At 71.7% G+C, this 13351-nt stretch carries 8 protein-coding genes; 5 read left to right on the forward strand and 3 right to left on the reverse strand.

What is annotated here, in order from left to right:
* The first annotated feature begins 131 nt into the window (after positions 1 to 131).
* The 4 genes from OG370_RS33365 (at position 132) to OG370_RS33380 (ending at position 3445) form a co-directional block, all read left to right on the forward strand.
* Positions 132 to 1364, forward strand: coding sequence for a helix-turn-helix domain-containing protein (locus tag OG370_RS33365; RefSeq protein WP_328470845.1), 1233 nt, complete (start codon positions 132 to 134; stop codon positions 1362 to 1364).
* Between the two features lie 175 nt (positions 1365 to 1539).
* The gene (locus OG370_RS33370) at positions 1540 to 1812 is read left to right on the forward strand and encodes a hypothetical protein (protein WP_328470847.1); all 273 of its coding nucleotides are present in this window, start codon (positions 1540 to 1542) and stop codon (positions 1810 to 1812) included.
* A gap of 170 nt (positions 1813 to 1982) precedes the next feature.
* Complete coding sequence (locus tag OG370_RS33375; RefSeq protein ID WP_328470849.1) at positions 1983 to 2855, forward strand: helix-turn-helix domain-containing protein; 873 nt, start codon at positions 1983 to 1985, stop codon at positions 2853 to 2855.
* Positions 2856 to 2890: 35 nt separating this feature from the next.
* Positions 2891 to 3445, forward strand: a complete 555-nt coding sequence (locus OG370_RS33380) for a DUF6907 domain-containing protein (RefSeq protein ID WP_328470851.1) — start codon at positions 2891 to 2893, stop codon at positions 3443 to 3445.
* 17 nt (positions 3446 to 3462) lie between these two features.
* On the opposite strand, the gene OG370_RS33385 is transcribed toward OG370_RS33380, so the two are convergent.
* Positions 3463 to 5496 (reverse strand): sigma-70 family RNA polymerase sigma factor, encoded by a 2034-nt coding sequence (locus OG370_RS33385; protein ID WP_328470853.1) that lies wholly within the window; start codon positions 5494 to 5496, stop codon positions 3463 to 3465.
* Between the two features lie 451 nt (positions 5497 to 5947).
* On the opposite strand from OG370_RS33385, the gene OG370_RS33390 reads away from it, so the two are divergent.
* The gene (locus OG370_RS33390; RefSeq protein WP_328474658.1) at positions 5948 to 10084 is read left to right on the forward strand and encodes a beta-galactosidase; all 4137 of its coding nucleotides are present in this window, start codon (positions 5948 to 5950) and stop codon (positions 10082 to 10084) included.
* A gap of 75 nt (positions 10085 to 10159) precedes the next feature.
* On the opposite strand, the gene OG370_RS33395 is transcribed toward OG370_RS33390, so the two are convergent.
* Together OG370_RS33395 and OG370_RS33400 are read right to left on the reverse strand one after the other, a co-directional pair.
* On the reverse strand, positions 10160 to 11623 hold the full coding sequence (locus OG370_RS33395) for a cellulose binding domain-containing protein (RefSeq protein ID WP_443060791.1): 1464 nt from the start codon (positions 11621 to 11623) through the stop codon (positions 10160 to 10162).
* Between the two features lie 83 nt (positions 11624 to 11706).
* On the reverse strand, positions 11707 to 13254 hold the full coding sequence (locus OG370_RS33400) for a beta-N-acetylhexosaminidase (RefSeq protein WP_328470855.1): 1548 nt from the start codon (positions 13252 to 13254) through the stop codon (positions 11707 to 11709).
* Positions 13255 to 13351 lie beyond the last annotated feature (97 nt).

Consider the following 13351-nt stretch of genomic DNA (forward strand, 5'->3'; position numbering starts at 1 on the left):
GCCGTACTCTCGAACCGAGGGCGGCCTCGGGTGGTTTGCCCGTTGGAGTGGGCGGTGGCGAGGCCGGTGCTGGGGGGCTTGCGGCGCGTACTCTGGTGCGGGGGGCTTGACTTCGTTCCGGGAGCCGCATCGTGACTGATCCGTCCATCAACGGAGAACTGACGACCGGTGAGTTGATCCGCCATCATCGTGAGCGGCGAGGAATGTCGCGTCCGGTACTGGCCGGGTTGGTCGGGCGGTCGTCGGACTGGTTGAAGAAGATCGAGAACGGGGACCGCGATCTGCGGTCGCTGCCGATGCTCTTCCGGCTGGCGCAGGCACTTCGGCTGGACGACGTGGCCACGCTCACGGGTGGCGATGTCGCCATTCCCGTCGACCATTGGGGCAAGCTGTCGCACCCGGCGGTGCCGGCGCTCAGGGACGCGGTTCATGCGTCGATCTTCCGTCGCTCCCCGTTCGAGGCGAGCAGCGTGCAGGAACTGGCGGGACGAGTGCGGCAGGCGTGGTCGACGTGGCATTCCTCGCGTCGGCAGCGGACCGAAGTAGGGGCAGTGCTTCCTGATCTGCTGACGGCATGCCACGCCGCCACCAGAGGAGCCGAGGGGGCGGAACGCCGACGCGCCTACCTGGTCACGGCGGAGGCCTACGCCCTGGCGCAGCAGTTCGCCGCGCACACCACGGAGCCGGAGCTGTACTGGCTGACCGTGGACCGGGCCCGCATGGCGGCGGAGGAGGCGGACGACCCCGTACTTCTGGCTGCCGCCGCATGGATCGTGGGCAACGGCCTCCGGGAGAACGGCCACACGGAAGAGGCACTGCGTCTGGTCGCCGAGGCGGCGGCCACCCTCCGCCCACGCCTTGAGGACGGGCCCGACATCCTGCGCGGGACCTTCGGAGCGCTGTGCCTTCATGCGGCGGTCACCTCCGCGCGGGAGGGGCGCGACGGTGACGCCTGGCGGTGGTGGGACGAGGCGAACGCGGTCGCCCAGCGCATGCCGGACTACGCCCACCCCTGGACGATGTTCGGCACGGGCAACGTGGCGGTTCACGCGGTCACCATCGGCGTCGACCTGCACACTCCCGGCGCCGCGCTCCGCCGTGTCTCGGAAACCGTCCCCGAGTCGATTCCGTCAGTGGAGCGCCGCTCTCGTCTGTTCCTGGACGCCGCCCGATCGGAGCACGCCCGCAAGGAGCCCGCCGGCGCGCTGCACTACCTCCAGCGGGCAGTGGAGACATCGCCCGACGCGATCAAGTACGTGCCGTCAGGTCGGGCGCTGGCCGCAGACCTGGTGCGCTCCGTGCCCCGCCCACTGCGGGCAGAGGCCGCCGAACTCGCAGCTTCCGTAGGCGTCTTGGCGGCGTAGGCGTTCCCTTGTGCAGGGGGACAGTTTGTCCCCTTTCAACCGGCGGATCGGTCCTAGCGTCGTCCTCATGACGGCTGAGCACCGAGACCGCGCACCTCTGCGCCCTGACTCCCCTTTACCGCACGGCGAATCCGGCACCCTTCGACGCCTCCCGTGGCCGGGGCCGGACGGAGGTGTGTGCTATCTCCGGTGGGGTGAGTGTGACGCGTTGTGGCGGCTGGCCGACGAGATGGAGTCGGTGCAGCTCGGGATGGGTCGGGAGCTGCTGGGCTTTGTCCGTCGGACGCTGGCGGAGTCGACGCCCTCGGACTGCGAACTCCAGGGCATGGTGGCGCACTTGTGCACGGCGTTGTCGGACGCGTTGCGGGTCGCCGACAGCCGTGGGGCGCTGCTGGGCCTGCCCGGAAGCAGGGATCGGGTGGGATCGGCGGTGGACGTATCCCCTTGATCGGGTCCGGCCTTGATGCGTGAACTCCCCCTTGTAGCTCAGTCAGGAAGAGCCCGGGCCGTGTCGCACCCTTTTTCCGTTCATGGGTGCGGGGCGGCCCGATGAGTCCGGTTCGAGTCCGGACAAGGGGACTTGGCGAGCACGAACGACACCGTGGAGAGGACATCCGCATGGGCGGCGCCAGTGGCGAGAAGGGCACCACCAAGATGCTCATCGACTGGGAGTGGCTGTCCGCGCGGGAGTTGTACGCCAGTGAGCTGGCCTACCGGCGGCAGCAGGCGGGGCTGACGCTGATGGAACTCGGGGCGAAATGCCTTTACGAGCAGTCGTACCTGCACCGGCTGGAGCGGGGACAGCGCCTCGGCACCGTGGAAGCGGCCGCCGCGCTGGACAAGGTGTACGGCACCGGCGAACTCCTGGTGAAGCTGTGGCACCTGGCCAAACGCGAGGCGAAGGACCGTCCGTTCCTCGGGTTGGCCCCGTTGGAGGCGGACGCGGTGAGCGTGCAGGAGTACGCGGTGAGCGCGGTGCCGTATCTGCTTCAGACCCGCGCCTACGCCGAGGAACAGCTGCGCACCGCCCGCCCGCACAGCGTCAAGGAGTTGAGCGCTCAGGTCGCGGCACGGATGAAGCGGCAGGACCGCCTGACCGGCCCGAACCCGGTGCACTACCGCGCCCTGATCGACGAAGCCGTGCTGCGCCGCAAAGCCCGCGACCCCCAGACCTGGACCGGACAACTGGAACACCTCATCGAGGTCGCCCAGCAGCCCGATGTGTCGCTGCACGTGGTGCCGTTCGGCACCGGCCCGCACCACATCCGCAGCTGCCTGGAGCTGATCTTCTTCCAGGACGGCCACACCGTCGCCTACACGCAGAGCAGTTGGAGCGGCCACCTCGTCGAGGAACCGGAAGACGTCGAACCGCTGCGCCTGGCCTACGACTTGCTGCGCGACACCGCCCTCACGCCGGCGGACTCGCTGACTTTCCTCCGCGCCGCGCTGGCCGAGCACGCGCCGCGACGGCAATCGGCTCTGTCCGCCTGAACCCGGCCGCACCACAAGAATCGACAAGGAACGAGATGCAGACCCGTAAGACCTCTTCCGCTACGGCCGGCCCCTCGGCCTTACCCGCCCCCTCACCCACCGCCCCCACCTCGCCCCGGCGGTGGACCCTCACCGACACCGACGGCCGCACCCTCACCGGCCACCTGCCGCCGTGGGCCGGGGACGACCCGAGCGAGCACAACGTGCCCCCCGACGCATGGGAGGACCGGCTCGCCGACATCCATCTCACCCGGCGCTTTCCGGGACGCACGGTCCCCGTCTACTGCGCCACCAGCCCGGCCCCGGGACCCGTCGCCGAGGAAGCCTTCTCCTGCACGCTCGACTGCAACCCGCACGCCGAAGGACCCGAGCCCCGCGTCCCGCTGGTCAACATGCACCTGTGCGGGGACAGTTGGTTCACCGACCTGGGCCCGGAGGACCTGACAAGGCTCGCCGCGACGTTCCGGTGGGTGGCGAACCGGCTCGACCGGGAAGTCCGGCCCGCCCTGGTGGACGCGCAAGAGGACTGGGCCGGGCACACCCGTTCCGACGTGAAGGACGTGGCACCGGGAACCCGCCGCATCACGTGAGTGAACCACTTCACGGGTCAGCGGGCTCGTTCGAACGCACGGCCCTCGTCCGTGACCACGGGGCCGCTGTGGAAGAGGCCGGTGCTCGGGGCGCCGTCCTTCGCGGGGAGGCCGAACCAGGCGTACCGCTGGAGGTAGGGCAGGCCGTCGAGCATGGTCGCGGCGGCCGTGAGGAAGGCGGCCTGCTGCTGGTCGGTGGGGTAGCGGGCGGTGCCGCCGGAGAAGTCGGTGAGCGCGAACTCGGTGAGCCAGATGGGCATGTGGTAGCGGTCGTGGACGGCCTGGAGGTAGGACTTGAGCTGGGCGACGGCGTCGGGCGTGGTGAAGTCGCCGCCGTACCAGTGCAGCGTGATGAAGTCGACGCGGTAGCCCTTCTGCCGCGCGCCGGTCATGAAGCGGTCGAGCCAGCCGCCGGGTGTGTCCCCGCCGTACGCGACGGCGGGACTGCCCAGCACCTTTCCGGCGGACTCCAACTTCGGCCACAGAGTGAGCGCTTGGTCGACCGTCATGTTCGACTGCGCCGACATGTCGGGCTCGTTGAAGCCCAGCAGGTAGGGTCCCGCGGCCTTCGCCTGCGCGAGGGCGGCCGAACTCGCGCTGTCCGCACCCCAGATCATCGGTACGAAGCCGGGGCCGCTGATCCCGGCGTGGGTGGTGGACCAGGTGTAGTACCAGCTCGCGCCGGACTGCCGGAGCGCGGTGTTCACGCCGTCGAACGTCCACACGCCGACGCCCTTACGGGTGGACGTCGCCGGTGCGGCGGGCGGCGGCGGGGCCTTGACCGGCGTGGGCGTGGTCGCCTTCGGGGTCGGCTTGCGGGTCGTGGGCGTGACGGTCGAGGGCGATTTCGAGGGCGTCGTCGGCGCAGGGGTGGTGGATGCGGCAGCGGGGGCCGTCGCCCTGGGCGGGGCGGACGGCGCGGCGTCGGCGGCGGGCGCGGACGGATCGGCGGCGAGGTGCACCGCCAGCAGCGCGCCCGCCGCCACGGCCGCGACCGCGCTCACCGCGGCGGCGGGCCCGGCGAACGGCCCGTGCAGCAGCCGCGGCCGAAGCCGGTGGACTCCCCGGTGCGCACCGCTCCGCTGTGGGGGGTGGGAATGCGGAGCGGTGCGCTGGGTGGGGGGTGTGGGGGGCATGGGGGAGTGGCCCGCGGGCGCGGGCGCAGAGGAGGGCGTAGGTGCGGGCGTTGGCGCGTGAGTGGGCGGGGCCGGGTGGTGCGCGGCGGACGGCAGATGCCCGGGGGCGGGCGGCGGCCCAGGGTGCGGCGCGGCCAGCGAGATCGGTACGGGCAGCAGCGGCAGCCCGCTGAGCAGCCGTTCCATCGGCAACAGCACCTTGCCGAGCCGCCCGCACGCGTCGCATCCGCGGACGTGCCGGGCGAACCGCTTGCGCCACAGCGGGCTGGGCACCCCGTCCCAGCCGGCGGTCAACTCGGCCAGGTCCGGGCAGCTTTCGGCCGCGCCGAGCGCGCGTACCACGGTCCGCGAGGTCTCCAACTGCTCCTTCATGCGCTGGACCTTCACCGCCGCGTGCTGCCGGGACAGCCCGAGCGCGTCGGCCAGTTCGGACCGGCCGATGTCGCCGGTCTCCTCCAGCCACCACAGCGCCAGCAGCGTGCGGTCGTGGTGGTCCAGCCAGCGGGTCGCCTCGGCGATCTCCCGGCGCTGGTCGGTCAGGCCCAGCCGCAGGATGGTCACCGACGCGAAGTCCGAGGCAGGGTCCGGTATCAACTCGGCCGCGTCCAGGCCGGTCTGATGGTGCCAGGACGCCTTCCGCGCCTGCTCGCGGTCGCGGACCTGGCGGACCGCGATCGCCACCAGCCAGGACCGGAAGGCGGCCGGGTCGCGCAGGTCGGCGAGGCCGCGGACCACTCGCAGGAGGGTCTCCTGCACCACGTCGTCCACGTCGTCGTGGCCGTCCAGGGCCCGCCCGACGATGTTGTAGACCAGCGGCAGGCACTGCGCGACGAGCAGGTCGAGCGCCTGCTCGTCGCCCGCCCGCGCCGCGGTCACCATCTCCGGGTCGGGGCCGCTCCGGTCGCCTGCACGCATTCGCTCCGCCGTTCCCTCGTCGCAAGTGGCTGCGCCTACACAACAGGAGACGGTGCCCCGGGCGGGCCGATAACGAAAATCCGCGCACGGGTTGACCGGGGGCCGTGAGCGCCGCGACGGCGGAGGTCGCGTACCGGCCTCAGCCCGGTGGCCTGCTGGTCGCGCAGTTCCCCGCGCCCCTGAGTCTGTGCGGCTCTTCCGTGGCGGGCGCGGGCACCCCCACTTGTGGGGAACACAAACACACGGAAACGAACAGGTCGTCGCACAGCTTCCTGTGTCCGATCTATTGTGCGGCCCCGCACCCGCTCCTATTGTTCGACTTCGATTGATTCTGTTGGGAGTTGGCCCTTCGGGGAACGTGGAGGTCGCAGTGCGAAGTCATCCGACCGGTGGCGTGTCCGGCAGATCCGAGCGGCGCCGAGGGCGCTGGTGGGCGGGTCTTGCCGCGGCGATGGCGATCGCCCTGTCCGCGGGCACCACCGCACCCGCCATGGCGGCAGGCGCCGCGCACACCGCGGCCGCGACGTCGGCGGACGCGGCCACGACGGACAACGCGGCCAAGGGACACGCCGGTTCGAAGCCCCACACCGTGACCTTCGACGGCTACTCCTTCCTCGTCGACGGCAAGCGCACGTACCTGTGGTCGGGCGAGTTCCACTACTTCCGGCTGCCGAGCCCGGACCTGTGGCTGGACATCTTCCAGAAGATGAAGGCCGCCGGGTTCAACTCCACCTCCCTGTACTTCGACTGGGGCTACCACTCGCCGAAGCAGGGCGTGTACGACTTCACCGGGGTACGTGACGTCGACAAGCTGCTCGACATGGCCCAGGAGGCCGGCCTGTACGTGATCGCCCGCCCGGCGCCGTACATCAACGCGGAGGTCGACGGCGGTGGTCTGCCCGGGTGGCTGACCACCAAGGAGGAGAAGAACCGCACCGACGACCCGCAGTTCCTGAAGTACTCCGACGAGTGGCTGACCCAGATCGACCGCATCATCGCCCGGCACCAGCTGACCAACGGCACCGGCACGGTGATCGCGTACCAGGTCGAGAACGAGTACTACAACGGCTCCGCGTCGGCCCGCGCCTACATGAAGCACCTGGAGGACAAGGCCCGCGCCGACGGCATCACCGTGCCGCTCACCGGCAACAACAACGGCACCTTCAACTCCGGTGACGGCGCACTGGACGTGGACGGCCCCGACTCCTACCCGCAGGGCTTCAACTGCTCCAACCCCACGCAGTGGAACGGCGTCCCCGACCTCAGCTACGACCACCCGGCCGGAAAGCCGCTGTACACCCCGGAGTTCCAGGGCGGCGCCTTCGACCCCTGGGGCGGCCCCGGCTACGACAAGTGCGCCCAGCTGATCAACGACCAGTTCGCCGACGTCTTCTACAAGCAGAACATCGCTGTCGGCGCGACCGCCCAGAGCTTCTACATGACCTACGGCGGCACCAACTGGGGCTGGCTCGGCGAGCCGGAGAACTACACCTCGTACGACTACGGCGCCGCGATCCGCGAGACCCGCCAGCTCGACCCGAAGTACGACGAGGACAAGCTGATCGGGTACTTCACCCAGTCGGTGGCCCCGCTGACCAAGACCGACCCGATCAAGGCGTCGCCGCCGGACGACACCGCCGTGGTCGACACCGCCCGGATGAACCCCGACACGAAGACGCAGTTCCACGTGCTGCGGCACGGGAACTCCACCTCCACGGCCACCGACAAGACCCACATCGCGCTGGATTTCAACGCGCAGCCGGTCGCCGACACCAGCTACACCCGGGACGACCCCGACTCCGCGCTGCAGTACTCCGGCAGCTGGTCGCACGTGTCGGGCCAGAGCTACACCACCGGTGACTACAAGGACACCGAGTCGTTCTCCAACACCACCGGTGACTCGGTCACCGTCCCCTTCGACGGGACCGCGGTCCGCTGGATCGGGCCGAAGACCAACAACCACGGCTACGCCGACGTCTACCTCGACGGCACCAAGGTCGCCACGGTGGACGACTCCGGCAGCGAGAACCAGGCGGTGGTCTTCCAGAAGACCGGCCTGACCGCCGGCGCGCACACCCTGAAGATCGTCGTGGACGGCACCCACGCCACGGGCTCCACGGACAACTTCGTCTCCATCGACGCCATCGACGTGCCGACCGCCGCGGACGTCCTGCCGACGTACCCCGTCGTGCCGCAGCAGCCGGGCACCGCGATCACGCTCGACGGCCGCGACTCGCACATCATCGTGGCGAACGACAAGCTCGGCGACTCCCAACTCCAGTACTCCACCTCCGAGATCATGACCACCGCGACCATCGCCGGCCGGGACGTCTCCGTGCTGTACGGGGACGCGGGCAGCGACGGCGAGACCGTGCTGCGGTACACCTCGAAGCCGACCGTGACCAGCACCGGCGGCCAGGTCGCCACGACCTGGGACGCGGCCACCGGCGACCTGCGGCTGAACTACACGCACAAGGGCCTGATCCGGATCAGCATCAGCGGTGGCGGGTCCCGCCCGAGCCTGCTGCTGGTCGGCGACAAGCCGACCGCGGAGACCTTCTGGCGGCAGGACACCGCGACCGGACCGGTCCTGGTGCGCGGCAGCCACCTGCTGCGGACGGCGACCAGCCTGGACGGCGGCCGTACGGTGGCGCTGACCGGCGACAACGGTGACGACAAGGACATCGAGGTGTTCACCTCGGCCGACCACGTCACCTGGAACGGCCGCGCGCTCGACGGCCACACCGCCGCGGGCTCCGGCTCCGCGGGCCGTACCGGGCAGATCCCCGTCGCCGCCCCGGTGAAGCTCCCGGCGCTGACGAACTGGAAGCACGCCGAGGAGTCCCCGGAGTCGGCCCCCGGCTTCGACGACTCCAGCTGGCAGACGGCCGACAAGTCGACCACCAACAGCTCCTCCGGCGTCAACTCGCTGCCGGTGCTCTACGCCGACGACTACGGCTTCCACACCGGCAACACCTGGTACCGCGGGCGCTTCCGGGCCGGCGACGGTGAGACGGGCATCCACCTGGTCTCGGACTCCGGCGGCGGAGCGCAGGCCTTCTCCGCCTGGCTCAACGGCACCTTCCTCGGCAGCTCGACCACCGGCAGCGCCGACTTCACCTTCCCGGACGGCGCAGTGAAGCCGACCGGCGACAACGTCATCTCCGTCCTGACGGTGAACATGGGCCACGAGGAGGACTACAACTCCTCCAACGGCAACAAGAGCGCGCGCGGCCTGACCAGCGCCTCCCTGATCGGCGCACCGCTCACCCCCGTCACCTGGCGGCTGCAGGGCGTGCGGGGCGGCGAGGACCTGATCGACCCGGTCCGCGGCACCCTGTCGACCGGCGGACTCTACGGCGAGCGGGCCGGCTGGTCGCTGCCGGGCTACCCGGACGCGAAGTGGGCGAACACCACCCTGCCGGCCACCGACACCCGGCCCGGCGTCTCGTGGTACCGCACCGACGCCAAGCTGAACCTGCCGCACGGCCAGGACACGTCACTCGGCCTGACCTTCACCGACGACCCGTCGCGCAAGTACCGCGCCGAGATCTTCGTGAACGGCTGGCAGGTCGGCAACTACGTCAACTACCTCGGCCCGCAGCACACCTTCCCGGTGCCGAACGGCATCCTGAACCCCGACGGCCACAACTCCATCGCCATCGCGGTGTGGAACCTGGACGGCAAGACCGGCGGGCTCGGCAAGGTCGCGCTGACCGACTACGGCAGCTACGCCTCCTCGCTGAAGGTGGCGCAGAACAACAGCCCCGGCTACAACCCGGTGAAGTACGCGATGCCCGCCGCGCCCGGGGTCACCACCTCCCTGGACGTGCCGAACACCGCCAAGTCCGGGCAGGCGTTCACCGCCACGTCCACGGTGCGGGTGCCGGCCGGGCAGCCGGCGGCCAGTGCGCTGACCGCCTCGCTCGCCCTGCCCGACGGCTGGACCGCGAAGGCCGCCGGCGCCGGGACGGTGGTCCGTCTCCAGCCGGGGAAGTCGGCCACCTTCAGCTGGCAGGTCCAGCCGCCGAGCGGCACCCTCGCCTCCGCCGCGGTGCTCGCCACCACGACGCACTACGTCCAGCGCGGCCGCAAGGCCACCAGCTCCGACGAACGGGTCATCGAGTCGGTCCCGCCGGTCCCGCCGGCCGGGCAGAACGCCGTCAGCGACCTGCCGTTCCTGTCGTCCACCAACGGCTGGGGCCCGGTGGAGCGCGACAGCAGCGTCGGTGAGCAGGCGGCCGGCGACGGCCGGCCGATCAGCATCGACGGCGTCGGCTACGCCAAGGGTCTGGGCACGAACGCGGTGAGCGACGTGCAGCTCTACCTCGCCGGCCAGTGCACCCGCCTCACCGCGCAGGTCGGGGTCGACGACGAGACCGGCGGCGGGGGCACCGTCACCTTCTCGGTGATCGCCGACGGCAAGACGCTGGTCACCACCCAGACCCTCCGCGGCAAGCAGGCGGCCGTGCCGATCGACGTCGACGTCACCGGCGCCCAGGTGGTCGACCTCAAGGTCGGCGACGCCGGCGACGGGAACGGCAACGACCACGGCGACTGGGGGGCGCCGACCCTGACCTGCTCCTAGCGGATACCGGCGGCTCACGGCGGTTCCCCGCGCCCCCCTTCGAAGGTCGGGGCGCGGGGAACCGCCGTTTCCGGCTCAGCTCGCGGGGACCGTGTCCTCGAACGCGGTGCCGTCCCCGCGCAGGCCCGCCACCGCGGACTGCACCTGGGCCGGGGTGAGCACCTGGTCCTTGACGAAGTACAGGTAGTCCACCTGCTCGTCGTAGGAGCGCGGCGTGGAGCCGGTCTGCCCGGCGAGGTCGATCAGCCAGTGGTTGAAGTCGATGAACTGGCCGCCCTCGGGCAGATACGGCTCGCCGTGCTGGGCCACGACCTGGCCGTCGATGAAGTAGGTGATGTACGTGTCGTCGATGGTGATCTGCAGGTCGTGCCAGCCGTCGTAACCGGCGTACTGCTGGCCGTGCGTGTTCACCGCGTTCCAGGGGTCGGGGTTGTACGTCTCCCAGGACGTCTCGTACATGATGTTCTGCGTCTCGCCCCAGCCGCCGTTGGGCAGGTACTCGAAGTCCTGCTCGCTGTAGTCCGGGTCCATCGGCGCCTTGAGCGGGGTGAAGTTGAAGAAGGTCTGGTTGACGTGGTCGCCGTCCGGACCGCCGGTGGGCGTGTCGTCGAACTTCACCCGGGCCGCGTAGGTGCCGTTCCTGAACTTCTGCGCGGTGGTCTGGATCTCGGTCTCGCGGGTGCCGGCCGCCGTGCCGTCGGTGGTCAGCTTCAGGTCCATCACCGTGTTGCCGGCGCCGCCGGAGCTGTCGGGCACGAAGGTCAGGTCGGCCGGCGACCAGGTGGCCCCGGCCACGCCGGGACCGCCCTGCCCGGACTTCACGGTCCAGCCGTGCTGCTGGACGGCCGGGTCGGAGCTGCTCGGGTAGCTGAAGTCGTCGAAGAGCGTGGGGCCGTCAGGCGTGCCGCCGCCACCGGGCGGGGAGGTGGGCGGCGAGGTCGGGGGCGTGGGGTCGTTGCCGTCGGGCGCGGTGCCCCAGACCAGGGCGCCGTCCTGCTGCACGGTGACCTTCGGGGCGTTCGCGTACGAGGTCTGCGCGCCGTCGAAGGAGTAGTCGTCGGACTGGGTGAGGGGCTGCCAGTCCGAGCGGTAGAAGCGCAGTTGGAGGTCGCCGGTGGACTGGCCGGGCGCGAGGGAGCCCGCGCCCGCGGTGAAGCCGATCTCCAGGTAGCGGTCGGCGGTCGCGGTGGGGTGGGCGAGGGTGCCGAAGGTCCCGGTGACGTTCGCGCAGCCCTTCACCGCCCAGGAGCAGGCGAAGCGGTAGGACGCGGTCGGGCTGTCGGAGCTGAAGTAGTACCGCAGCGTGACCTGGCTGAGCGGTACCGACGCGGACCCGTTGTCGGTGACCTCCAGCCACGGTTCCGCCTGGTCGGCGGTGGCCCCGCTCGCGCTCGTACGGTACTGGGCGGTGAGCGTGTCCTGCGCGGCGGAGGCGGGCAGCGCGGTGAGCGCGGCGCAGGCCAGGCCGGCGGCCGAGCACACGGCGAGCGCGGCGCGGAGCCGAAGGGGGAGGCGGAGCGGACGCTTTCTTCCTGACACGGTGGTCCCTTTCCGGTGGTGGGGGGTGATCCCCGGGTGGGGGGGAGGTGCGCGGATGAGCCGCCGGACACGGTGCGGCGCTGTCAGGCCGTCGCGGTCCGGGGGCGGTCGAGGGGGCGGTGGCGTACGCCGAGCGCGGCCAGCCGCGCCTGGTGCCCGCGTACCGCGGGGAGGAAGTCGGTGGCCCAGTCGGCGGCCGGGTTCCAGGCCCGGTCGGCGAGCGCGCACAGCCGGGGGAAGGCGAGGTACTCGATGTCGGCGGGCGTCTGCGCGAACTCGGTCCACAACTGCGCCTGGGTGCCGAGCACATGGGCGGCGGCCTCGGGCGGCCAGTCGGCGGGCACCGGGTCGTTGGCGTGCACGGCGCGCAGGTCCACCACCGCGCCGGCCTGGCCGAGCGGCTCGCCGGGCCCGTCGGCCTGCGGGTAGTCCAGGTAGGTGGCGCGGTGCGGCGCCATGACGACGTCCTGGCCGGCCAGCGCGGCGGCGAGGCCGTGGCCGGCGTCCCGCCACGGCATGACGGTGAACTCCGGCGGCAGAGCGCCCGCGGCCCCGGAACCGTCGGCCCAGCACACCGGCCGCCGCCCCGCCGCCAGCAGGAACTCGCCGATCCGGCCGAGGAACCAGCTGTGCAGCGCGGCGGTGCCGGTCAGCCCCGCCTCGGCGGCCCTGGCCCGCGCCCGCGGACTTTCGGCCCACTCCGCGACCGGGCACTCGTCGCCGCCGATGTGCACGTAACGCGACGGGAAGACGTCCAGCACCGCGCCGAGCACGCTCCGGCAGAAGTCCAGCACCTCGTCGTGCACCCCGAACACGGCGTCGGACACGCCCCATTCGGTCCACACGTCCAGCGCCCGCCCGGGCACGTTGCCCAACTCGGGGTAGGCCGCCAGCGCGGCCCGCGCGTGCCCGGGCATCTCGATCTCGGGCATCACCTCGACCCCGCGCGCGGCCGCGTACGTCACCAACTCCCGCAGTTCCGCGGCGGTGTACGCGCCGGCGTGCGGCTCGTCGTCGTACCGTCCGCTGCCCGCGCGGCCGCGCATCGACCGGGACCGTACCCCGCCGACCTCGGTCAGCAGGGGGTAGCCGGGCACCGGCATCCGCCAGCCCTGGTCGTCGGTGAGGTGCAGGTGCAGCACGTTCAGCTTGTGCAGCGCGAGCAGGTCGACGAACCGACGCAGGTAGCGGACGGGCTGGTAGTGGCGGGCCACGTCGAGCAGGACGCCGCGCCAACGGTGCCGGGGCACGTCGGTGATCTGGACCCCCGGGAGCCACCAGGCCACGCCGGGCACCGGGCGCTCCGACAGCGCCTCGGGCGGCAGGAGTTGGCGGATGGTCTGCACGCCGCGGAGCAGCCCCTCGCCGGTCGCCGCGCGCAGCAGCACCGCGTCCGGGCCGACGGTCAGGCCGTAGCCCTCGGTGCCGAGGCCGCCGAGCAGCGGGTCGACGGCGAGCACCACGCTCCCGCTCGGCGAGTCGCGCAGCGGCAGTCCGGTGGCGGGCCGCAGCAGGGTGCGCAGCAGCCGGGCGGCGGGTCGCGCGGCGCCCTCGGCGCGTACGGCGGTGGCAGGGTCGAAGGTGAAGCGGCCGGGGATGCGGACGGCGTGGGTGGGGTGCGGAATGATCACGGCGGGGCCTCCGGGGGTGGGAGCGGGCCGGGACGGTGGCGGGCGGAGCCCGTACGGTGCGAGGCGGTGCGGCGGGGGTGTTCGGCGGTGCGGCGGG

The organism is Streptomyces sp. NBC_00448, assembly GCF_036014115.1.
Lineage (GTDB): Bacteria > Actinomycetota > Actinomycetes > Streptomycetales > Streptomycetaceae > Actinacidiphila.